Origin of the sequence: Flavobacterium enshiense (assembly GCF_022836875.1) — a bacterium.
Taxonomy (GTDB): Bacteria; Bacteroidota; Bacteroidia; order Flavobacteriales; family Flavobacteriaceae; genus Flavobacterium; species Flavobacterium enshiense_A.
Map to the genome: position 1 here is coordinate 1,640,100 of NZ_CP090376.1, position 24,324 is coordinate 1,664,423.

Sequence of the window (24,324 nt, forward strand, 5' to 3'; positions counted from 1 at the left end):
ACACTGAATCTTTTATAGTAAAAAGTTGAAACCGGATTTTAAAACTATATTTGCAGCTTTGGCAGTTACGCCAAAATCGACACCTTGTTTTATGAAAGTGAAAGATGAAATAGAAATTACCAATGCAATAACTTTGGAAGAAATTGACAAATGCATTGCAATATTAACGCAATTAAATACGGATACCGATCAGATATTTGATATTCCGAAAGCGCAAAGAACGGCTTTGATTAAAGTGGCCGGGCAATTTTCCAGACCCGATCGGGAGGAGCTTTCCCGTAGAAAAAAAGACGGGAAATTAGCCGCCAAACGCAAAAAGGAAAACAAGGACAAAACCGCCCGAAAAGAAACCGGAATACGCCATGCGCGCGAAGCAAGTGTTTTTATTGCTCCAAAATTACTGGCACTAACAGATCTTGCCAATAAGGAACAATTGGAACTGGAAACACCCAGAAATTGTTACGTCTGCAAAACATCATTTACTAAGCTGCACCATTTTTATGATACGATGTGCAGCGATTGTGGCGATTTTAATTATGCCAAACGTTTTCAGACAGCAAATGTAAAAGGACAAATAGCGGTGATAACAGGTTCTCGTTTAAAGATAGGGTATCATATTACGCTGATGCTTTTACGCGGAGGAGCAACCGTTATTGCAACGACTCGTTTTCCGGTCGATTCTGCCTTGCGTTTTGCTCAGGAAGAGGATTTCATGGAATGGGGGCATCGCTTAAAAATTCACGGATTGGATCTACGACATATTCCGAGCGTAGAGATTTTTTGCAATTTTATTGAGCAAAAATATGGTCGTTTGGATATTCTGATCAATAACGCGGCGCAAACAGTAAGACGTCCCGCCGGGTTTTATGCTCATTTAATGGAGAACGAAGAGCGTCCTGTCATCTCTTTACCAAAACAGGTGCAAGATTTATTATTGGACCATACCGATTGTTTACAGGAATTGAAAATATTGACTTCGGGAGCTTCATCCAATCAAAATATGCCGGTTACCTGGCATGGACCGGAACCGGGAATTGGATTACGGGCTTCGGCTAAATTGTCGCAAATCCCTTATTCTTTCGATAATACGTTGGTAGCAAATGAAGTTTTTCCGGAAGGAGAGCTGGATGCCGATTTGCAGCAAGTCGATTTAAGAAAAACAAACAGCTGGCGTTTAAAATTGGGTGAAATAGAAACTACTGAAATGATAGAAGTACAACTCGTAAATGCTGTGGCGCCTTTTGTTTTGTGTAACCGCCTTGCAGAGGTAATGAAGAAAGATAATACAGGACAAAAGCACATCATTAATGTTTCCGCTATGGAAGGCAAGTTTTATTATGGTTATAAAGATGCCCGTCATCCGCACACCAATATGGCTAAAGCAGCACTGAACATGTTAACCCATACTGCTGCAGGGGCTTTGGCGAAACAGGGTATTTTTATGAATGCGGTAGATACGGGCTGGGTTACTGACGAAGATCCTGCTGAAATGGCAAAAAGAAAACAAGAGGAAGAAGATTTTCAGCCACCTTTAGATATTGTTGATGGAGCAGCCAGAGTCATGGATCCTTTGTTTGACGGCATTAATACAGGAAAACACTGGTGCGGAAAATTCTTAAAAGATTATAGGCCCATTTCATGGTAGTCTGCACAAATTTTTAATAAAAAACCACAGCAAAATAAAAATCTGCTGTGGTTTTTGTTTTAACCTATTTCTTTTTTCTTCTTTTAGCCTTCAATCTTAGCAGAAAGTTCAAACCAACGTTCTTCTTTCTCTTCTATTTTTTTGATGACGTTCTGCAATTCGTTCGCTTTCTTTTCAATATCGGCATCGGCTACTTTTCCGTCTGAAAACAATTGCTCGATTTCTTTCTTTTTGAATTCCAGATCTTTGATTTCGCGTTCTATTTTCTGGAATTCCTTTTGTTCGTTAAACGATAAGCCGCTAGTGTTGTTTTGCTGTTTCCAGTCTTTCTTTTCGGCTTTGTTTTCTTCTTTCTGGGCTACGTCGGCGCTGTCTTCATACGCTCTGAAATCGGAATAGTTTCCTGGGAAGTTTTCAATCTCGCCCTGACCTCTGAAAACAAACAAATGATCTACAATCTTATCCATGAAGTAACGGTCGTGTGAAACGACTAATAAACATCCCGGATAATCCAAAAGGAAACTTTCTAAAACGTTTAATGTTACGATATCCAAATCATTTGTTGGCTCATCCAGAATCAAAAAGTTCGGATTCTGAATCAAAACCGTACACAAATACAAACGTTTCAATTCGCCACCGCTCAGTTTTTCTACGTAATCGTATTGTTTTTTAGCATCAAAAAGGAAACGTTCCAACAATTGCGAAGCCGATATAATCCTTCCTTTTGCCAGCGGAATGTATTCCCCGTATTCTTTAATAATGTCAATAACACGTTGTCCCGGTTTCGGGTTGATGCCGCTTTGGGTGTAGTAACCTATTTTAATCGTATCACCAACCACAACTTTTCCACCGTCAAGCGGAATAGTGCCTGTCAGTAAATTAAGGAAAGTAGATTTTCCTGTTCCGTTTTTCCCGATGATGCCAATTCGTGCCCCACGTTGAAAATCAAAAGTAAAATCATTTAAAATAACCTTGTCACCGAATTTTTTAGAGATTTTGTGAAGCTCGATAATCTTGCTTCCCATGCGTTCCATGTTGATTTCCAGTTCGACCACATTCTCTTTTCTGCGGCTTTCGGCTACTTCCTTGATTTTATAAAAATCATCCTGACGCGATTTCGATTTGGTAGTACGCGCTTTCGGTTGGCGGCGCATCCAGGCCAATTCCTTGACGAAAAGGTTCTGCGCCTTGTCGATAGTGGCATTTTCCGAAGCGATACGCTCTTCTTTTTTCTCCAGATAATAGGAGTAATTCCCTTTGTATTGGTATAATTTTCCGTTGTCCAATTCGATGATTTCGTTACAAACGCGCTCCAAAAAGAAACGGTCGTGCGTCACCATGAACAACGTGATGTTTTCTTTGGCAAAATAACTTTCCAGCCATTCGATCATCTCCAGATCCAAGTGATTCGTCGGCTCGTCCAGAATCAATAAATCCGGGCGGTTAATCAGGATAATGGCTAATGATAAACGTTTTTTCTGTCCTCCCGAAAGGTTTTTTACCTTCAGTTTGAAATCTTCCAGCTTCAGTTTGAATAAAATCTGCTTGAATTGCGTTTCAAAATCCCAGGCATTGTGACGGTCCATGTTGTCGAAAGCTTTTTGATAGGCTTCTTCGTCTTCCGGATGTTCCAACGCTTTTTCGTATTGTTCAATCACTTTCAGGATCTCGTTGTCTGAAGCGAAAATGCTTTCTTCAATCGTCAGTTCATCCTGCAGATTATGGTCCTGCGACAAAAACGCCATTTTGATGTCCTTACGCACCACAACCTGACCCGTATCAGGTTCATCCTCACCATTGATAATCTTCATGATGCAGGTTTTTCCTGAACCGTTTTTGGCAATAAAAGCGATTTTTTGGTCTTTGTTAATCCCAAACGAAATGTTTTCAAACAGCGTACGCTCTCCGAATGATTTCGATATATTTTCTACTGAAAGATAATTCACCTGATATATTTTTTTACTTCGTACAATTCGAACCTAAAAAGGTTTCGGGTGCAAAAGTAATCAATTAACGGTGATTCAAGGAGAGTTTATGTTTTCTTTAGGCTAATAGCGATGTCGGATTCAGGTAATTTTGATTTACGTTGTTAAGTGTTTACGTACAGTTCAATAAATAGCTTAAATTTGTAATAATGGTGTTGTAAAAAAAACAAAAGATGAATCATTTATTTGTAGCGATACTGGCGATATTTCTTTTTTCAACGGATATTGGTTATTCGCAAAGTGATTCAATTAAGTATAACAGTAAGGACATTCGGGATATTTACAAAAAGATTTTTGTGAAAAACGACTCGATTAACAAGTTTAAAGATAAAAGAATTGCATTTTCCTTGTTTCCTTCACCTGCAGGATCAGATGCCGGTGGTGGATTTGTAATTTCATTTTTGACAACTTTTTACCTCGGTGAAGACACTAAAAATACCAGGATGTCTGAGGTGATTTTTACGCCTTATTTCAGTCTGGATGGCCAATATGTTTTTCCGATTACGACTTATTTATATACCAATAGAAACATTTACAATTTTACAGGTGATTATCGTTACATGATCTATCCGCAGCCTACATATGGTTTAGGGAATAATAATTCGGAAACGGAAATATCAAGATTAGAGTACAAACAGTGGCGTTTTTATCAGTTTGCTACCCGAAAAGTTGCCGGAAATTTCAGGATGGGGCTTGGTGTTTTATTTGATAGTTATGAAGGTATTTCAGAAGAATCGTTTATTGAAGGAGAAACTGATTACGTTAAATACATGAAAGGGGATTTCTCCAATGTGAGTTCTTTTGGGATTGCGCTTCAACTTTTATATGATTCAAGAATCAATGTGATTAATCCGGAGCAAGGGTTTTATGCAGAGCTCGATTATCGTAATAATTTTAATGGAGGGTTGGATAATCAGGACTGGAAATCGATATATGTTGACTTGAGAAAGTATTATTCCTTGCATAAAAAACTTCATAGAGTATTGGCAGGTAGGTTCTTTTACTGGTCTACTTTTTGGGGAGATCCGCATTATCTGGATTTGCCGAGTATCGGTTGGGACCGTTTTGGGAAAACGGGGCGAGGTTTTACCCGAAACAGATTCAGAAGTAACGGCTTATTGTATTTTGAGAGTGAATACAGGACAGATATTACCAGAGATGGTTTTTTTGGAGCTGTTTTTTTTGCGAATGTCTCTTCAGTTTCAAAATTATATACTTCGGAATTTACCAAATGGCACCCCGCAGTGGGAACGGGATTGCGCGTGAAATGGAACAAGAAAAACAATAATAATGTAACCCTGGACTTTGGGGTGAGTAAAAACGACTGGTCATTGCGTGTCAGTTTGGCTGAGAATTTCTAATTTTCAGAATCGATTAATTTCGCGTTATATTTGTCGGATGCAACTATCCGTAATCATACTTAATTACAACGTACGTTATTTTCTCGAGCAATGTGTTTTGAGCGTTCAGAAAGCGCTTTCGGGTATTGAAGGTGAAATTATCGTTGTTGATAATTTTTCTGTGGATAGCAGCTGCGAGATGATGAAGCTGCGTTTTCCAAACGTCCGACTCATCGAAAACAAGGCCAATCTTGGTTTTCCTAAAGGGAATAATATCGGTGTGGCCGAAGCAAAAGGGAAATACATATGTATTTTAAATCCGGATACCGTCGTAGCTGAAGATACATTTCAAAAAGTTTTGGCCTTCGCCGAATCAAAATCCGATTTGGGGATTGTAGGCTGCAAACTCATTGACGGTACGGGGAACTTCCTTCCGGAATGCAAACGCGGAACCCCTACACCTTGGGTGGCTTTTACAAAAATCTTCGGGTTATATAAAATTTTTCCGAAATCGGGTCTCTTCAATAAATATTATGCCCAGCATTTATCCGAAAACCAAACCGGGAAAGTAGATATACTCGTCGGGGCTTTTATGGTGATGAAGCGCGATTTGTACCTTGAAGTCGGCGGTTTTGACGAAAACTGTTTTATGTATTCGGATGATATCGATTTGAGTTATACGGTTTTAAAAACGGGAAAATCGAATTATTACTTTCATGAAACTTCGGTAATCCATTATAAAGGAGAAAGTACGGTGCGAGACGGAACCTATATGAAGCGTTTCCGTGAAGCGATGCATTTTTTCTACAAAAAGCATTTTGGAGGTTCTTTTGTTTTCGATGTTTTCATGCAAATCGGAGCCTTCCTGTTTGCGATACTAAAAAAACAGCAACAGCAACAAATCTTTTCCAAACCAGATGAATATGTGCTTATTTCTTCCGATGAAAGCTTGGGGGGAAAATTGGAAAAACAGTTGCAAAAAAAGGTAATTCAGGCTGCTGATATTGATGAAAATGACTTATTTTCGCAGGAAATTCCGAAAGGAGGCCGACTGGAAATCGTATTGGATAACAACCGTTTTTCGTTTATGGAAATCATCGGCATTCTGGAGAAAAATAAAAACAAGGGTTTTACTTTTAAGATTCTTCCTGAAAAGTCTTCTTTTATAATAGGGAGTAATAACAGTAATGACAGAGGAGAGGTAATTATGCTTAAAAATTCGAATTAAAAGATTCGTAATTTTGAAAAATATAAAAAAATCACGCAAATTTGTTTAATTCGTCGCTAAGGCTCAAAATATTTATTAATTTTGCAAACGAAAGACGAAAACACAACTTTAGTTTAAAGATATGGCAAAGTTTGAATTGAAATTACCCAAAATGGGGGAAAGTGTTGCTGAAGCAACCGTTACCAACTGGTTAAAAAAGGTTGGAGATAAAATTGAAATGGACGAAGCAGTACTTGAAATTGCTACCGATAAAGTAGACAGTGAAGTACCTTCTGAAGTGGCGGGAACACTTGTTGAAATTCTTTTCAACACAGATGATGTGGTACAAGTAGGACAAACCATTGCTATCATCGAAACTGAAGGCGGGGCGGTGGAAGCTCCAAAAGCGGAGGCCGTTGCAGCACCTGTTGCAGAAGTAGCTAAAACGGTTGAGGCGGCTAAAGAAACAGCAGCCCCAGCAGATTTTTCTGGTTCTGATAAATTCTTCTCTCCACTAGTGAAAAACATTGCTAAAGAAGAAGGAATTTCACTAGCGGAATTAGAGTCGATTCAAGGTACCGGAAAAGACGGCCGTGTAAATAAAGAAGACATCTTAAATTACGTTAAAAATAGAGGAAGCCAACCGGCTCCGGTTGCGGCTCCTGCTCCAAAAGCTGCTGCTCCAGAAGTTGCTAAGGCAGCCCCTGTTTCTGTTAACGGTGGTGACGAAATCGTGGAAATGGACAGAATGCGTAAGCTGATTTCCGGATACATGACGGCTTCGATACAAACTTCGGCTCACGTTCAGTCGTTCATTGAAGTGGATGTGACGAACATCGTGAAATGGAGAGATAAAGTGAAAAATGCGTTCGAAAAGAGAGAAGGTGAGAAATTGACTTTCACGCCAATTATGATGGAAGCAGTTGCCAAAGCGCTGAAAGATTTCCCTGGAATGAATATTTCTGTTGATGGTGATTACATCATCAAACGTAAAAATATCAACTTAGGTATGGCTGCGGCTTTACCAAACGGAAACCTTATTGTTCCAGTGATCAAAAATGCAGACCAGTTAAACCTTGTAGGTATGGCTAAAGCGGTAAACGATTTAGGAAACCGTGCTAAAGCAGGTAAATTGAAACCAGACGATACACAAGGCGGAACATATACAGTAACTAACGTTGGAACTTTCGGTTCTGTTTTCGGAACTCCGATTATCAACCAGCCGCAAGTAGGTATTTTAGCTTTAGGTGCTATCAGAAAAGTGCCGGCGGTTATTGAAACTCCGGATGGTGATTTCATCGGAATCCGTCAGAAAATGTTCTTGTCGCACTCTTACGATCACAGAGTTGTGGATGGTGCATTAGGAGGAAGTTTTGTGAAACGTGTTGCCGAGTACTTAGAGGCTTGGGATATCAATAGAGATTTCTAAAAATAAGTATACAATTTTTTAAAAGACCTCATTTTTGAGGTCTTTTTTTTACACTGAAGCGAATTTAGGGAGGGCTTTATTTTTGTAACTTTAAGGTAATCAAAAAGTTAGCAAATATGGGTAAAATTATATTATGTTTGCTGGTTAACCTTTTTTTTAATCCCCTCTGGTTGTTTAGCCAAAATGAATTTCTCGACCCAACTTTCGGGACAAATGGAATCATATTTCAAAACTATACTGATCTGCAAACAGGTCACGGTGGCGAGTCAAACTTTGTGTCGATTGTTTTGCAGCCTGATGATAAGTTTATTACCGCTTCAAATTATCATCTCCACGGCAGGGATCCCAGATATGTAATAATCCGGTACAATAATGACGGAGCTTTAGATACGGCATTTGTAGAAAATGGTTTTATTGCCAGTGAAGTGAATAATAATATTGTCGACATCAAATTTCAATCGGACGGAAAGATTATTGGTCTTGCCGCGGAAGGAATTTATCCATCTTTAACACATTATTTATTTCGCTATAATGCAGATGGTTCGCCAGATGACTCTTTCGGAACTAATGGAGCCGTTACGGATGAGGTAAATTCTCTTCGGTTATTAACAATTCAGTCAGACGATAAAATTTTGGTTGGCAAAACCATCGGGTATGATTGGGTCTTCCCTAGTTTTACAGTCGAAAGATACAAACCGGACGGAACGCCGGATGCTGGTTTCGGAAATAAAGGAGCAATTGATTTTTCACTGCCTCAGGCGAATTTGTCGTTGCTGGGTATTGTAAGCCAGGCGGATAGAAAAATACTGCTAAATGTTCTTGTTAAAACTGCCAATCCCGATGACTATCGAACTAACATTCTTTTTGTGAGATTAAATGAGGATGGCAGTTTCGATGCAACTTTCGGTGAAGAAGGGTTGAGGGTTTTTAATTTTGACGATACTGATTATGCTTCAAAAGTTTTGGTTAACTCCGATGGGAAAATGGTGTTTTTAACTTTGAGTTATGGGTTATCGTCAGACAGTAGTGAACGTGTAATAAGATTAATACGCTTAAATGCGGATGGAGATTTTGATTATACTTTCGGAACAAACGGAATTAGAATAATGAAATATCCCCCTTTATTTTCGTCGTTTTAAGAACTTGAAAACGGAAAACTAATGACTATCGGAACTTATCAGACAAGTGAAAATCCGACACCGGAAAATAATCAGGAACCTGTCGGTATAGTAATTTCACGCTTTAATTGGGATGGAGAATTGGATGCGGGTTTTGGTCAAAATGGTTATATAAGGACCACGTTGCCTTATAGCAGGGCCTTAGGAAGCCGATTAGTTATGCAGCGTGATGATAAAATTCTTGTAGGGGCAACTTTTTGTGAGGCCTGGATGTCTAGTCATCCGTATACTGTGGTTTTAAGATATGATGCGGGAGAAAGACTTGCAGTTTCAGAATTTAATGAAACGGATGTTTTTCGTGTTTATCCAAACCCTTTCAAGGAGTCAGTAACGATAGATTTTACGCTTGACGATCCTGAAATACTTTCGATGGATTTGTACAGTAATGATGGCAGAAAAGTGGCCAATTTAATGAAGAATCAGGAATTTCAAGGGGGATACAATTCCCAAAAACTGGATTTTCCGGGAGCGCTGGCAGATGGCGTTTATTCTTTGAAGGTTTTCAACGGAAATGACGCTGTTACCATTAAAATTGTGAAGTAGGAAGAAAGTAATGTTTATTTCGGGAACTTTTTTGCATTCTTCAGAATTTGACAACTCAAACTTAAGTTACTATCCAAATCCCATGATGGCATTGATAGCTTTGTAAAAGACCTCATTTTTGAGGTCTTTTTTTTTAACACTAAAGTAAATTTAGAACGGGTTATATTTTTGTAACTTTATGGCAATCAAAAAGTTAGAAATCATGAGTAAAATTACTTTCCTTTTTTTATGGATGCTGATTTTAGCTTTTTCGGTTTCCTATTCCCGGGATGGTGTACTCGATGCATCATTTGACGAAGACGGAAAACCGTGCCTTCACTTTATTGGCTATAGCGAATCAAAATTTGGAGGGGTATTGGTTCAAACGGATGATAAAATTATTGTAAGAGCCAATTTTTCAGAAGTTTATCTTTCATCTTATTATCCACGTACTTTTTTGTTAAAATATAATTCAAGGCTTTTGGAACAGTCTGAATTTAGCTCCTTTAAAAATGGTTTTATGTTTTATCCTAACCAAATTAAAGAAAATGGTGTAAGCGTTGATTTCAATCTTGGTCAAACGGATGATCTTTCCATCGATTTATATGATTTGGATGGAAAATTAATTAAACAATTAATTAAAAAACAAACTTTTTCCCTGGTAGTAATCAGTTGAACCTTAAAGTACCGACTACAATCACTGGGAGTGTATTTCCTGTAAATACATTCAAATATTGGGAAGAAAGTTTTTTTAAGTAGTAAAATAGGAAACTCAGAAATTGCTTCACTTTTATCACACTACTAAACATGACATATCTTCGACGGCTATTTTGATTTGCTGAAAATCTAAAAAAGATGTTGTTTTTAGTTGGTTTGTAATCTTTTAAAAATTACTAAAATATTATTGCTGTCAGAATCTTTATAGATCAATATTATTTTTAAAGAGATTTTGTGGCATGTGATAACTACTGTTAAACTTAGGTTGTAAGTTTTTTGGGATTATGAAAATTTATGATTTTAAAGTATAAAAGTAAGAAATAATGAAAAGGTTTATATTAATTGTTATAGTAGTATTAAGTACCTCCTTGAGTGGGGTTTTTCCGCAAAATGGGGTTTTGGATACGACATTTGGTACTAATGGATTTCAAGAAGTTACCATTAATGAATCTCCGATAGGGATACAGGCAATGGCGGTGCAACAAGATTCCAAAATATTGGTAGCAAACTATGGTTATGTAATGAGGTTCAATGCCAACGGAACCAAAGATAAAAGTTTTGGAAATAATGGGTACATCATATCACCGGTGTCCAGTGATAACTATTCAATCAATTTGCAAGCGGATAATAAATTTTTAATCGCAGGCTGGCCGGATACGGGAGGTAATATTTTGGCACGTTATGATACAAACGGTTCATTAGATCCATCTTTTGGGGTGGGAGGAGTTGTATATTGGAATTCACGGCCTAAGGGTTTTGATAGTTTGGACGAAATTAGATCCGTGTTGCATAGTAGCGGGAAGATAACGGTTTCTTTAAAATTTACCAATAATACTAATGAAGATACAATGTATTTATTGTTGCGTTTTAATAGTAATGGTAGTAAAGATTTAAGTTTTGGTGTAGACGGGGAATTTAGTTGGAATCCAGCAGGTACAGATGGTTTAACACTTGCTATGGCGGCAGATTCAAATGATAAATTATTTTTAAGTGTAAACGAACACGAATATACATTTGGTTTTCCACGGGAATTTGGTGGAGACTACATTGTCAGACTGACAAGTGCAGGAGGATTGGATTCCTCTTTTGGGACTAATGGGATCAGGTACCTGAATTCTGTTGCCGAGGTCACAAACGGAACATTTTCTTGTTGGCGGGTTTTGTCTTCTGGTGAAATTTTGCTTTCCTACAATTTTATGACGGATTTGGGCAATAGATTTTCCAAAATAGTAAAATTGACGAATAATGGCTCATTAGACTTGAATTTTGGCACGACCGGTGTAATCAACGTTAATGAGTATTATCTTAATTATTCTTCGTATTTTATTCATCCGTTTTTGTGGGGACTACCTAATGGCAAGATTATTACTGGAGGGATTTCTGGGAACTCACGCAATTTATTTTCAATGACATGTTTAAATCCAAATGGAACGAAGGATACTACTTTTGGTACTAATGGGACTGTAACAACCGCTCTTGGGTATGATACCCATTTTTTCATCGAACCCGATTTTCAATTGCCAAATACTATAACAGTAGGATTCAATACATTTTTTTCTGTGAGTGGAGGTTGGCTTTTACGTTATACAATGGGCAGTTCTTTAAATACAGCGAGTAATTTTATTGACGATTCCTTTAAGCTGTATCCTATTCCAATTAGGGATGGCTCTCCGTTGAAAGTTGATTTTACGCTTTCTGGTTCCGAAAAAGTTTCGGTAGATTTATTAGATGTAAGCGGGAAAGTGATATCGAATTTGATGAAAGATGAGTTTTTCTCTCATGGTAACAATCAGATGGAATTGGTTGTCCCAGCGCATTTGTCCAAAGGGGTGTATTTTTTAAATATCAATTCAGATTCAGGTACTAAAGTTTTTAAAATAGTAAAATAGGAGTCGTTTTTTTTATCTATGATTATTTGCATTTATAGAAAAAATAAAGTGTTTTTAAATGAAAATATGGATTTATTTACCATAAATAGCTGAGTAAGGTGTGGTTTTAAGGTTGTTAAGTTGTTGGGATTTAAAAAAAGGCAGTCGATTTTTACATTGCTTTTTTACAATGAATTTATTGTCGGCTCAATTCCGAACGAATGTCAGATGGTTCATTTAATAGAACAATGATGATCTTTACGTTATTTTATTTCTGTGATTCTTCTATTTATTCAACTGATAATTAAATTGAATGTAAAAATAATTGAGGGGGGCGGTTTCCAAACATGACGTTCATTTTTGAAAGTTTTCAACGGAAATAACGCCGTGACTATTAAAATTGTGAAGTAAGACGAAAGGGATATTTATTTCGGATGACTCCAATTTATTGTTTTTGAGGTTCGCAAATTTTGCAAGTTAGTATTTGAAGAGTAATGGTTTCAAAAAAAGGTTATGAAAAAGATTACTTTATGTACGTTAGTGTACCTTTTATTTCCTCCGCTTTCGTTGTATAGCCAAAATGAGTTTCTTGATCAGAGTTTTGGAACAAACGGAATCATATTTCAGATGTATAGTGATAATACTATGGATTTGGAATCTGAGTTTAAATCGATTGTATTACTGCCGGACGGATCGTTCCTCACTGCTATAAATTTTAATCTGCGCGGCACGGATCCTAGATATGTTATTAACAGATACGACAAAAATGGTGTTTTAGATCCGGCATTCGGAATTAAAGGATTTGTTACAAGTAGTTTACAGAATAATATTGAAGATGTTGAATTACAGTCGGATGGTAAAATTATTGGTCTAGTCTGGCAGGGAGATTTTAACTCTTTGTCCAGTTATATATTTCGCTTAAATCCGGATGGCTCTATAGATGACTCTTTCGGAACAAACGGAACCATAACAGATCCGGTAAATATTATAAAATCAATATCAGTTCAGGCAGATGACAGAATTTTGGCAGTTAAAGAGGCTGGAAGTGCCAGAGCCTTTGTTAGTTTCACAGCGGAGAGATATAAACCGGACGGAATGCCGGATACTGATTTCGGAAGTAATGGAGTGATTGATTTTTTGATGCCTCAGACAAATATTACGCTGCATGATATTATAAGTCAGAAGGATGGGAAAATTATGATAAGCGGAAACTATGGAAGTGCTAATCCTGATGACTATCAAAGAGACGTTTTTTTTATGAGGTTAAAAGATGATGGCAATTTGGATACAACTTTCGGTGATGAAGGGGTGAGAAGTTTTAATTTTTTGGATGTAGATGACACAACAGATGTTTTGGTTCAGTCCAGTGGGAAAACGGTATTTTTATGCTCCAGCTATGGGTTATTTCCCAGTATCGGAGTCGTAAATAGACTGGTACGTTTAAATGAGGAAGGGAATTTGGATGATACTTTCGGTACAGACGGAATTAAAGTAATAGAATATCCGATTCTGGGATTGCAGTCACTCAAAGAACTTGAAAACGGAGAGTTAATAGCTGCAGGAACTTATGAAACAAGTGAAAATCCTGATCCAACCAATAATTTTGAGCCGGTTGCACTAGGAATCGTGCATTTTAAAACGAACGGAGATTTAGATTCGAATTTTGGCAATAAGGGGTATATAACCTCAATACTGATAAACAGCAGAGCCTTAGATGGCAAATTAGCTATTCAGCCTGATGGTAAAATTCTTTCGGGAGCAACCTTTTGTGAAGCCTGGTTCTCTTGTCACCGTCATACTGTGGTTTTTCGAAATGATCCAAGCGGAAGGCTTGTGGTTTCGGAATTTGACAAAAATCATCCCTTTCTGATTTACCCAAATCCTTTCAGGGAAACCCTGACATTTGATTTTACCCTCAATCAGCCTGAAGTGCTTTCTATGGATTTATACAGCTTCGACGGCAGAAAAGTAACTGCTTTGCTGAAAGATCAAGGTTTTAAGGCAGGATTTAATTCTCAGAAACTGGATTTTTCCGGAACGTTGGCTGCAGGTATTTATTTCATAACGGTTTCGGGTGAGAATGAAACCAAAAATTTTAGAATAGTGAAAAAATAAGTAAAGCAAAATGAAGTTAAAAGTTTTGCTTCTTTTTATATTGAATTTTGATGTAAATAGTCTGTTATCATGGATTCAATTTATAATAATCCATTCTCACGGATTCTGTTCTTCATAGAGTTGCCCAGCTCGGATTTTTTTGACAATACTGCCCCAATAATGGTGATGTTAAAGCACGTCAAAGCGATGGAGATTCCCCCCAAATTTAAAGTCGTTTCTTTTGAAACTAAGCAATGTAATTGAGACTGTTTTTTGATTTGTCATGAATGGTTTTCAAGTGAGTCTTTGGTTCAGATGTAAAGAGTTCTGGTGGTAAAAATTTAAAAGTAAGGATGCTGTATTGCAAGACATACAGTTGTTAAATGCCTGATTTTTTTTTGTACAAGTACTTTTTTCGAACCTGTGTGTGGAAATAATATTTGAAGTGATTTATTAATTGTTACTGGCAGGCAGTCGTAGGTTCTTGCAGTATTACGTACATCTATCGGTAAATTAAATTGTAAAAAGATGAAATATTGGTTTTTTTTACTACTGTTTCTGATAACAGAAATAATAGTTGCGCAGAATGGAACCCTTGACCCCACTTTTAACGGTAACGGGAGGGTTTTGGCTACGTTTAATGTTTTCGACTCCGCCGTGCATTCCATGCTTCTGCAGCCGGACGGAAAGATAATTGCAGGAGGTACCGTATCAAATCATGGCCTTTTTTCACAGTTTGCATTAGCTAGGTTCGATAGCAGTGGTAAACTTGATCCTACATTTGGAACCGCAGGTTTAGTGATTGGTAATTTTTCAACCGGTAAGATTTCATTGAATTCCGCATTATTACAATCAAGCGGAATGATAGTAACCGGAGGAATTGTATATAATGATTATGTGGATTCGCAATTTGTCATGACCCGATTTGACAGCAACGGAAATTTTGATAACTCTTTTGGAACGGACGGTCTTGTTTTACGAAATTTTCTGAATGTAAAATCGATAATTGCTCAGTCGGACGAAAAAATTCTGGTAGCCGGCTTTTCGATTGCTGATTCGAACAGAGATTTCGTATTGCTTCGATTCAATCCCGATGGAAGTGTAGACGACGGTTTTGGTACTAACGGCGTGGTAACTACATCAGTAGGGGCAAAAGATTTTGCACATGACATTACAATACAATCTGATGGAAAAATTGTGTTGGTTGGAGCGGTCCAAAATATTAGCGGAGAATATCATAGCGATTTTGCTATTGTCCGATATTTTGGTGACGGAAATCTGGATACCTCTTTCGGAACCAACGGAATCAAAATAATAGATATTGATGATATGGATGAAGCACAATCTGTAAAAATGCAGTCTGATGATAAAATAGTATTTAGTGGCTGGTCTTCTTCCATTTCGGGACAAACGACTTCTTTTCAGGTAATTCGGCTTTTTCCAAATGGCGATATAGATACTGGTTTCGGTGAATCCGGGGTGTTTAGTTCGCCAATTAAATTCAATGCACACGAACAGCTTATTCAGTTTCAAAGCGATTCTAAAATACTGGTTGTAGGTGCAGTTTCAACAACAAGCGCTCATGATATTGCGATGATTCGTCTGCAGGCCGATGGCACACCAGACACCACATTTGGAACGAACGGTGTTGTGGTTACTACTGATGGCCCGGAAACCAGCAGTCAGGCTAACTGTGTCCTGATACAGCCGGACGGGAAGATTTTAATCGGAGGTGAGTCCGGGGAAGGTCTCATGTCATACCATCCTCATTTTGTGATACAGCGATATGATTCAGGAATAGGAAGATAGTAGCAAATGATCATGGAATTTAAAATGGAGCGGTTACAATGCTGGACTATAAATTTCAGCGTATGAAACTGCGGCGTTTTATCAAGATGTAATGATAATGTGCTAAAAATCAGAATTAAACAATTTAGAAATGAAAAATACAATCATATTTAAGAGATCTTTCAAAGGAGTTGTTCTTACCTTGCTACTGTTGCCTTTTGCGGTAATTGCTCAAACAACAGCTATGGTAAATTATACTCCGTCTTCGGAAAATATTGCTAATCCGGAAAGAGGGTTTTACAGGCATACCGAAGTACATTCCTCGAGTTATATAGGGTTAAATCAGTCAACATTAGAAGGTTACAGGAAAAATAATAATATTACTTTGATACTGCGGGTTTTTTATATGGAAAGTTTTGTAAATGGGCCTATCTCGGATTCCTACTTAAGTAATATGCAGTCTGATTTTAATAAAATTAGGAATGCCGGGTTGAAATGCATAGTCCGTTTTGCCTATTCCGATAATAAAGATGCGGGGGTTCTCGATGCTCCTAAATCAGTTGTTTTACAGCATATTTCCCAGCTGAAAAACCTGTTGGTTTCAAATGAGGATGTTATTTGTTCACTGCAGGCGGGCTTCATAGGTGCCTGGGGAGAATGGTATTATACGGATCACTTTGGAAGGCCGCCTTCTGCTTCAGATTATGCCAACAGAAAAGAAGTGGTTGATGCAATACTGACATCGCTGCCCAGTTCAAAAATGGTTCAGATCAGGACGCCTAAGTTAAAGCAGAAAACCTATAATGTGACAGATCCTTTGTCTCAAGATCAGGCTTTTAAGGGGACAGATTTGGCGAGAATAGGGCATCATAATGATTGTTTTTTAGCCAGTTCTACTGATTATGGAACGTATGAAAATGTTTCTGTCGAATATCCTTATTTGGAACAGGAAACCAAGTATTTGGTTATGGGAGGAGAAACCTGTTCCGTAAACGAACCAAGGTCAAAATGTGTCACCGCATTGTCTGAAATGGAAAAATTTCACTGGACCTATCTGAATGTCAGTTTTAATCCTGCGGTGACAAGCGGTTTTCAGGCTGAGGGTTGTTTTCCGGATATGCAGAAAAAATTAGGATACCGGTTTGAATTGATTAGTGGAACTTTTTTGAAAACGGCCCGCGCCGGTACAGCTATGACTGTTGGTCTTAAGGTGAAAAATTCTGGTTTTGCCTCATTATTTAATGCCAGAACGGTGTTTTTGGTTTTAAGGAACACCTCCAATAGTCAGGAGTATAGACTTCCTTTGATTACTGATCCCCGATTCTGGTCGAGTAAAACAGAACAGGTTATTAGCGAAGAGGTAGTGCTGCCATCTAATATGGTTGCCGGGAATTATAAAATGTATCTATACCTCCCAGACAGAAAAGAGAATTTGGCACTGCGCCCGGAATATTCATTGCGTTTTTCCAACGAGTCTACTTGGGAAATCAATACAGGGTATAATAATTTGCTGCATACAATTGATGTGCAGTCAACGTTGGGTACTTATGGAAATACGGCCGCAAATATTAAACTGTATCCTGTACCTGCCAATGATAAACTGATTATTGAATTAGAAGGGATCAGCCAATATGAGGTTTCCATGTATAATTCCCTTGGACAAAAAATGAAGATCCAATATTCTTCCATGGCCGATAATATGCTGGTTATGGATACTCAGGATTTTAATACCGGGGTTTATTTTATTCAATTTCAAAGTGAAGGGAAAAAAGAGGTTCGGTGTATTATTGTGAATCGATAGGAGATGCTAGGAATTGAGAGGCGGTTTTGTAGATACCGCCTTTCTTTTTTTACCGAAATAAATTAGTAATATTTGGGTTTAAAAATTACATTTGTATCGATTCAAAATGTAAAAATGGAACTCAAATTAAACAGACCGATTTGTTTTTTCGATTTAGAAACCACTGGTATTGATGTGGGTAAGGATCGAATTGTTGAAATTGCAATCGTAAAAATATATCCCAACGGAAATAAGGAAAGTAAGACTTGGTTGGTAAACCCTACAATTCCTATTCCGGCGCATGCTACGGCAGTTCACGGAATTACCAATGAAAAGGTAGCCAATGAGCCTACTTTTAGAGAGTTGGCTTCTCAGATTCACAATATGATTAAGGATTCGGATTTGGCCGGTTTCAATTCAGATCGGTTTGATATTCCGCTTTTAGCAGAAGAATTGCTTCGTGCTGAAGTTGATTTTGATATGAAAAACCGTGTTTCTGTGGATGTGCAGACCATTTTCCACAAAATGGAAGAGCGTACCTTAAGTGCGGCCTATAAATTTTACTGTGGAGAGATTCTGAACAATGCTCATAGTGCGGAAGCAGATACTATGGCGACTTACGAAATCCTGAAAGCCCAATTAGAACGTTATCCGGATCTGGAAAACGATATGAAAGCGCTGTCGGAATTCACCACAAGAAAAAAATCGGTTGATTTTGCCGGCTTTATTGCTTTGAATAATGAAGGAAAGGAAATTTTTACTTTCGGAAAGCACAAAGGTGCCTTGGTAGATGAGGTATTGGAAAAAGAACCGGGTTATTTCGGATGGATTCAAAACGCCGATTTCCCATTATATACCAAAAAGGTGCTGACCGCAATTAAACTTAGAAAACTCAATACAAAACTGTAGAAGACTTAGTAACTCAGCGCCCCAGTAACTTAACCACTCAAAAAAATGAAAATAATCTGCATTGGGAGGAATTACGCCGACCACATTTCCGAATTGCAAAACGAACGTCCGAGCGAACCGGTAATTTTCATGAAACCGGATACGGCGGTTTTGCCGAAACAAACCCCTTTTGTTATTCCCGAGTTTAGTAATGACGTGCATCACGAAGTAGAGGTTTTAGTGAAAATCAATAAGGTGGGGAAGTATATTGATCCGAAATTCGCACATAAATACTATGATCAAATCGGATTGGGTATTGATTTTACAGCTCGTGATCTACAGACTGAGTTAAAAAGCAAAGGACTTCCATGGGAAAAAGCAAAGGCATTTGATCATTCAGCGATAATAAGTGATTTTTTACCGAAAAAAAATTTCAGTTCACTCGAAAATGTTAACTTTGAGTTAACGAATAACGGTAAGGTCGTTCAAAGTGGAAATACCAGCCAGATGTTGTGGAAAATAGACGAGTTAATTGCTTATGTTTCACAATATTTCACCTTGAAAACAGGAGATGTTATTTTTACAGGAACACCCGCCGGAGTAGCGAAAGTTCAGGCGGATGACGTTTTGGAAGGTTTTATAGAAGGAAAACAACTTTTTAAAATACAGGTAAAGTAAAGCAGATGCCATTACATTATAACTTATCAAAAGTCTACGAAATTTCGGACAATGATACCGAATTCGCTCTACAAATCATAAATCTTTTTGTTGAAGAAGTGCCTGTGGAATTAAAATCCATCAAAGAAGGTATTGAAGAAAAAGATTATGCAAAAACATATGCCTCTTCCCATAAGATCAAACCTACCTTGGATTTATTGGGAATGGATGCTGCCTATGAAGAAAACCTGCAGGTTATGGAATGGACAAAATCCGAAGGCAAGAAAAAAGAAATAAAAGAAGTTTTTAAAAGCTTAAAAGAACACATTGAAAACGCCCTGAAAGAAGTAAAGAAAGAGTACAATATTTAACTTTCAGCGATAATGCCTAAAACCATTCGAGTAAAATTAGGAAAACATTTTAGAGTAGCGGTTCAATACAAAGACGTTGTTTCATTCGAGAACGAATTGAACAATAAAGGATTGGACTTTTATTTAAATTGTAAGGATGAGTCTTCACAATGTTCTTTAGTGTCTTATTATTTATCCCAAAAAGACAGACCGGAGGTTGAGGATTTGCTTCGGAAAAACGAAATTGTCGCCAATTATGAAACGCTCCAATTTGCTGATTTGAGTGAGCAGAAAAATTTTATGGGGCTTTATATTAAATTGGTCGGTGTATTTATCGTTTTGCTTTTAATGCTTAAAGTGATAGATACCATCGTAAAGCCTTAGTCTTTTTCAATAAATTTCCTTGTGTTATTTCAAAATCATTAGCGATTCCCAATATAAATGTTAATGATTGTTTTTCCTTACATTATTGTGCATAAAGCATAGTATATTTGTTGCTTATCTGTTAAAGACAAAATGAAAGCAACTATTGTGACTATAGGCGATGAAATTCTCATCGGTCAAATAATTGATACTAATTCGGGGTTTATTGCTAAGGCTCTGGATAAAATTGGTATTGGCGTGTATGAAATGCTGTCCATTACAGATGATAAGCAGCATATTTTGGATACGTTTTCCAAACTTCAAAACCATTCAGATGTGGTCATTATGACTGGTGGGTTAGGACCTACCAAAGACGATATTACCAAAAAAACATTCTGCGATTATTTTCAGGACGCACTAGTGACGGACGAGGTTGTTCTGGCGCACGTAACCAATTTGATTGAGAATTATTTTAAACGTCCCATAACACAAATCAATAAAGATCAGGCGCTGGTGCCTTCGAAATGTACGGTGTTGTTTAATCCTGTTGGGACCGCTCCCGGTATGTGGATGGAGAAAGAAAATACTGTTTTTATTTCCTTGCCGGGCGTTCCGTTTGAAATGAAGCATCTTGTAGAATACGAGGTGATTCCAAGGCTTGTGGAAAAATTCAAACGGCCTTATATTGTCCATAAAACCATTCGTACTTACGGGATCGGCGAAAGCCTTTTAGCTGAAAAAATTGAAACCTGGGAGGATAATTTACCCGGATTTATAAAATTAGCCTATCTGCCGCATGCTGGTCAGGTGCGTTTGCGTCTTACTGCCCGCGGAAGCGATGAAGCTTTGTTATATAAGGCGATTTCAGATGAGGTGTTGAAATTGGATGCAATTATCGGAGAGTCTATAATTGGTTATGATGATGATGAAAGCATCGAGGTGGTTTTAGGGAAATTATTTACGGAAAAAGGACTTACGATTTCAACGGCAGAAAGTTGTACTGGTGGGAAAATAGCTGCAACATTGACATCTGTTTCAGGTTCGTCGAATTATTTTAAAGGCAGTGTGGTAAGTTATGCTACCGAAACGAAGGTAAATGTACTCGGAATCTCTCAAAAAACGATTGACGATTATTCGGTGGTGAGTAAGGAAGTGGCCGAAGCAATGGCGCTGAATATTCAGAAAATTATGAAAACTGACTATGCAATTGCTACAACCGGAAATGCCGGTCCAAACAAAGGTGATGCCGATGCCGAAGTAGGTACGGTTATCGTCGCAGTAGCGACTCCCAAAGGCGTGGAGACCGAAGAATATAACTTTGGACAGCCCCGTGAGAAAGTGATTGATAGGGCGGTTAGCAAGGCATTGGAAAAAATTTATCAACAAATTTTAAAAAACTAGTCGAAATAGTTTGTGTAATAGGTTTCTTTTTTGTTTCTTTGCACCCTGATTTTGAATAACGAAATATAAAGATAAGTACAATGTCAAGAGTTTGTGAACTTACAGGTAAGAGAGCAATGGTTGGAAACAATGTTTCTCACGCTATGAATAAAACTAAAAGAAAGTTTAGTGTAAACTTAGTTAAGAAACGTTTCTACATTCCTGAGGAGGACAGATGGGTAACTTTAAGAATATCTACATCTGCTTTAAAAACGATTAATAAAAATGGTATCGCTGCGGTTTTGAAAGAAGCTAAAGCTAACGGATTAGTTAAATAATTCCGTAACCTTTAAATATATATCACAATGGCAAAGAAAGGTAATAGAATTCAAGTTATTTTAGAGTGTACAGAGCACAAAACTTCTGGCGTACCAGGAACATCTCGTTACATCACAACTAAAAACAAAAAGAATACTCCAGACAGATTAGAGATTAAAAAATTCAATCCAATCTTGAAAAGAGTAACTGTACATAAAGAAATTAAATAATAGTAAGTCATGGCAAAGAAAACCGTTGCATCGTTACAGACAGCTTCAAAGAGATTGACTAAAGCTATCAAAATGGTAAAATCACCTAAAACTGGTGCTTATACTTTCGTTGAAGCAGTAATGTCTCCTGAAGAAGTGGATGAGTTCTTAAAAAAGAAATAATTCCGTTATACAATATATAGAAAAGCTACTTTCATCCGGAAGTGGCTTTTTTATTTTTAGATTATTTCCTTGGCATTATTTAGCCTAAGGAAGAAAAGAACCTCGTAAAAAATTTATATTTTTGAGGGGAAATCGAAATTTATTTCGGTTTGTTGAAATTTAGGAGCCAATCGCTTGGGCATTTTTTATGCGTAGTTCCTGCTGTCCGCTGACACGAGTGTAGCGAATTGACGGAGTAATCTTTTTAGATAATCATTTCGAGAGCCTCAATGATCATCAAAAAAGGATGCCGCTCCCATCAGGGCTGAAGAAAGTTCTCGGCTTCTATTAAACGCATTTTATAACTTGTAATTCATAATTTAAAAAATGAATTTTTTTAAAAAAATATTTTCATCCGAAAAGAAAGAAACATTAGACAAAGGCCTTGAAAAGTCCAAAACTTCTTTTTTCTCCAAACTGACCAAAGCCGTTGCGGGAAAATCGAAAGTAGACGATGAGGTATTGGATAACCTGGAAGAAATTCTGGTCGCTTCAGACGTAGGGGTAAACACGACCCTGAAAATCATTGAGCGCATCGAAGAACGCGTTTCCAAAGATAAGTATTTAGGTACCGATGAGCTAAACGGAATTCTTCGCGAGGAGATTGCCGGATTGTTGTCAGAAACGAATTCCGGTGAAGCTTCCGAGTTTGAAATTCCAGCCGATAAAAAGCCTTATGTTATTATGGTGGTTGGTGTAAACGGTGTTGGTAAAACTACAACCATTGGAAAATTAGCATACCAATTCAAAAAAGCCGGACACAGCGTAGTGCTTGGTGCTGCCGATACCTTCCGTGCCGCTGCCATTGACCAGCTGCAAATTTGGGCTGACAGGGTGGGTGTACCTATCGTTCGTCAGCAAATGGGAAGTGATCCTGCTTCTGTAGCTTTTGATACATTGCAATCCGCTGTAGCACAAAATGCTGATGTGGTAATCATTGATACAGCCGGTCGTCTGCACAATAAAGTAGGATTGATGGCGGAGTTAACCAAAGTAAAACGCGTAATGCAAAAAGTGGTAGAAGATGCACCTCATGATGTTTTATTGGTTTTGGACGGGTCTACAGGACAAAACGCCTTCGAACAGGCAAAACAGTTTACCGCGGCAACGGAAGTAAGCTGTTTGGCAGTTACAAAATTAGACGGTACGGCTAAAGGTGGAGTAGTTATCGGAATCTCCGATCAGTTTCAGGTTCCTGTAAAATATATCGGAGTAGGAGAAGGAATTGAGGATTTGCAGGTATTCAATAAATACGAATTTGTAGATTCTTTCTTTAAATAAAAATCGGCATGAATAAAGTAATTGATTTTTTTAAAAGGGCATCGCCAATTAAAATTATTCTGATTACGTTTTTAATAGGTTTTGTTTCTATGTTTCTTGAAAAATCATTTCCAAATGGTTTTTTGGCATTACGACTAATCAGTTTTATGTTGGTTATATATGCAACAATAAAATTCTTCAGCAAAAAATAAAAGTAAAGGCGTTATTCATATAGCGCCTTTTTTTTGCAATATAACTTCATCAAATCAGAAAGTGCCACACTTCTCGTAATAGTGATATAGTTTTTTGTTTAAATCAAACTCTAAAATCAGCAAATAGTTTAATGGTTTTGTCTTTTTCGAATGGTTTTAAAAATTAACTTTGCAAAAAGTAAAATCCAATGAAAAATTTTTTTATTGCTGTTGTTGCCGCTGTACTGCTGGTAGGTTGTAAACAAGATATAACCGAAAAAGATCTGGCCAAAATAAACGGGTATTGGGAAATTGAAAAAGCAGAATTGCCCGATGGCAGTAAGAAAGAATATAAGATTAATTCAACAATCGATTTTTTTGAAATTAAAGGAAAGAAAGGTTTCAGAAAAAAAGTAATGCCTCAGCTTGACGGGAAATACATGATGAATGACTTATCCGAAACCATTGTGGTAGACATTGCAGATGGTGATGTAATATTTAACTATACCACGCCTTATGCTAAATGGGAAGAAACAATCGTCTCAATTACAGATGAAAAACTGGTTGTAAAAAACGATCAGGATATAGAATACTATTACAAAAGAGCAAAACCTTTTTCGGTAAAATAATGGCAAAGCGTTTTAGTGAAGAGAACTCAATAGGAGACGTATTAAAGCTTTTTATTCAGGAGAATAAATTGCAGGCCGGAATGGATAAAATTGACGTAAGGGACGCCTGGAAAAATCTTATGGGCAACGGGGTAAATAATTATACCACCGAAATTCTTTTAAAAAACAGTACACTTTATGTGGCTCTTTCTTCCGCTGTTTTGAGGGAAGAATTGAGCTATGGTAAGCAAAAAATCATCAAAATGATCAATGAAGAGCTTCGAAAAGAGGTTGTTAGAGAGTTGGTTTTTAGGTAATCGTGAAT

Annotated in this window: 23 protein-coding genes; 22 read left to right on the forward strand and 1 reads right to left on the reverse strand. The window is 37.5% G+C overall.

The window, feature by feature from the left end; genetic code table 11:
* The first annotated feature begins 91 nt into the window (after positions 1-91).
* Positions 92-1,645, forward strand: a complete 1,554-nt coding sequence (locus LZF87_RS07315; RefSeq protein ID WP_244343761.1) for an SDR family oxidoreductase — start codon at positions 92-94, stop codon at positions 1,643-1,645.
* An 83-nt stretch (positions 1,646-1,728) separates the two neighbouring features.
* Here LZF87_RS07315 and LZF87_RS07320 read toward each other — a convergent pair whose 3' ends face one another.
* Entirely contained in the window at positions 1,729-3,591 is a 1,863-nt protein-coding gene (locus LZF87_RS07320; protein WP_244338080.1) for an ABC-F family ATP-binding cassette domain-containing protein, read from the reverse strand.
* Positions 3,592-3,803: 212 nt separating this feature from the next.
* Between LZF87_RS07320 and LZF87_RS07325 the strand changes: the two genes are divergently transcribed.
* From LZF87_RS07325 to LZF87_RS07425, 21 genes are all read left to right on the forward strand, one after another.
* The gene (locus tag LZF87_RS07325; protein ID WP_244338082.1) at positions 3,804-4,991 is read left to right on the forward strand and encodes a hypothetical protein; all 1,188 of its coding nucleotides are present in this window, start codon (positions 3,804-3,806) and stop codon (positions 4,989-4,991) included.
* Between the two features lie 37 nt (positions 4,992-5,028).
* Positions 5,029-6,198, forward strand: a complete 1,170-nt coding sequence (locus tag LZF87_RS07330; RefSeq protein WP_244338084.1) for a glycosyltransferase family 2 protein — start codon at positions 5,029-5,031, stop codon at positions 6,196-6,198.
* 121 nt (positions 6,199-6,319) lie between these two features.
* On the forward strand, positions 6,320-7,606 hold the full coding sequence (locus LZF87_RS07335; RefSeq protein ID WP_244338086.1) for a dihydrolipoamide acetyltransferase family protein: 1,287 nt from the start codon (positions 6,320-6,322) through the stop codon (positions 7,604-7,606).
* A 116-nt stretch (positions 7,607-7,722) separates the two neighbouring features.
* Complete coding sequence (locus LZF87_RS07340) at positions 7,723-8,745, forward strand: hypothetical protein (RefSeq protein WP_244338088.1); 1,023 nt, start codon at positions 7,723-7,725, stop codon at positions 8,743-8,745.
* Between the two features lie 21 nt (positions 8,746-8,766).
* Entirely contained in the window at positions 8,767-9,327 is a 561-nt protein-coding gene (locus tag LZF87_RS07345) for a T9SS type A sorting domain-containing protein (protein WP_244338090.1), read from the forward strand.
* A gap of 202 nt (positions 9,328-9,529) precedes the next feature.
* Entirely contained in the window at positions 9,530-9,982 is a 453-nt protein-coding gene (locus LZF87_RS07350; protein WP_244338092.1) for a hypothetical protein, read from the forward strand.
* Between the two features lie 364 nt (positions 9,983-10,346).
* Positions 10,347-11,912, forward strand: coding sequence for a T9SS type A sorting domain-containing protein (locus LZF87_RS07355; RefSeq protein WP_244338093.1), 1,566 nt, complete (start codon positions 10,347-10,349; stop codon positions 11,910-11,912).
* Between the two features lie 492 nt (positions 11,913-12,404).
* Positions 12,405-14,006 carry a T9SS type A sorting domain-containing protein gene (locus LZF87_RS07360; protein WP_244338094.1) on the forward strand — a complete coding sequence of 534 codons (1,602 nt, stop codon included), beginning with the start codon at positions 12,405-12,407 and terminating at the stop codon, positions 14,004-14,006.
* 507 nt (positions 14,007-14,513) lie between these two features.
* Complete coding sequence (locus LZF87_RS07365; protein WP_244338095.1) at positions 14,514-15,794, forward strand: hypothetical protein; 1,281 nt, start codon at positions 14,514-14,516, stop codon at positions 15,792-15,794.
* Between the two features lie 130 nt (positions 15,795-15,924).
* Complete coding sequence (locus LZF87_RS07370) at positions 15,925-17,574, forward strand: DUF4832 domain-containing protein (protein ID WP_244338097.1); 1,650 nt, start codon at positions 15,925-15,927, stop codon at positions 17,572-17,574.
* Between the two features lie 114 nt (positions 17,575-17,688).
* On the forward strand, positions 17,689-18,462 hold the full coding sequence (locus tag LZF87_RS07375) for a 3'-5' exonuclease (protein WP_244338099.1): 774 nt from the start codon (positions 17,689-17,691) through the stop codon (positions 18,460-18,462).
* Positions 18,463-18,507: 45 nt separating this feature from the next.
* Positions 18,508-19,119: a fumarylacetoacetate hydrolase family protein gene (locus LZF87_RS07380; protein ID WP_244338100.1), complete on the forward strand. Its 612-nt coding sequence runs from the start codon at positions 18,508-18,510 to the stop codon at positions 19,117-19,119.
* A 5-nt stretch (positions 19,120-19,124) separates the two neighbouring features.
* A complete protein-coding gene (locus LZF87_RS07385; protein ID WP_244338102.1) occupies positions 19,125-19,469 on the forward strand; it encodes an Hpt domain-containing protein in 345 nt (114 codons plus the stop codon).
* Between the two features lie 12 nt (positions 19,470-19,481).
* Entirely contained in the window at positions 19,482-19,832 is a 351-nt protein-coding gene (locus LZF87_RS07390; RefSeq protein WP_244338104.1) for a hypothetical protein, read from the forward strand.
* A gap of 132 nt (positions 19,833-19,964) precedes the next feature.
* Positions 19,965-21,212 carry a competence/damage-inducible protein A gene (locus tag LZF87_RS07395; RefSeq protein ID WP_244338107.1) on the forward strand — a complete coding sequence of 416 codons (1,248 nt, stop codon included), beginning with the start codon at positions 19,965-19,967 and terminating at the stop codon, positions 21,210-21,212.
* Between the two features lie 80 nt (positions 21,213-21,292).
* Positions 21,293-21,529 (forward strand): 50S ribosomal protein L28, encoded by a 237-nt coding sequence (gene rpmB / locus LZF87_RS07400; protein ID WP_026981159.1) that lies wholly within the window; start codon positions 21,293-21,295, stop codon positions 21,527-21,529.
* Positions 21,530-21,556: 27 nt separating this feature from the next.
* Positions 21,557-21,739: a 50S ribosomal protein L33 gene (gene rpmG, locus LZF87_RS07405; RefSeq protein WP_008253902.1), complete on the forward strand. Its 183-nt coding sequence runs from the start codon at positions 21,557-21,559 to the stop codon at positions 21,737-21,739.
* A 9-nt stretch (positions 21,740-21,748) separates the two neighbouring features.
* Positions 21,749-21,901: a DUF4295 domain-containing protein gene (locus LZF87_RS07410; protein WP_244338109.1), complete on the forward strand. Its 153-nt coding sequence runs from the start codon at positions 21,749-21,751 to the stop codon at positions 21,899-21,901.
* 366 nt (positions 21,902-22,267) lie between these two features.
* Positions 22,268-23,221 (forward strand): signal recognition particle-docking protein FtsY, encoded by a 954-nt coding sequence (ftsY, locus tag LZF87_RS07415; RefSeq protein ID WP_244338111.1) that lies wholly within the window; start codon positions 22,268-22,270, stop codon positions 23,219-23,221.
* Positions 23,222-23,600: 379 nt separating this feature from the next.
* The gene (locus LZF87_RS07420) at positions 23,601-24,020 is read left to right on the forward strand and encodes a lipocalin family protein (protein ID WP_244338113.1); all 420 of its coding nucleotides are present in this window, start codon (positions 23,601-23,603) and stop codon (positions 24,018-24,020) included.
* On the forward strand, positions 24,020-24,316 hold the full coding sequence (locus tag LZF87_RS07425; protein ID WP_244338115.1) for a DUF721 domain-containing protein: 297 nt from the start codon (positions 24,020-24,022) through the stop codon (positions 24,314-24,316). Before LZF87_RS07420 ends, LZF87_RS07425 begins: the two co-directional genes overlap by 1 nt.
* Positions 24,317-24,324 lie beyond the last annotated feature (8 nt).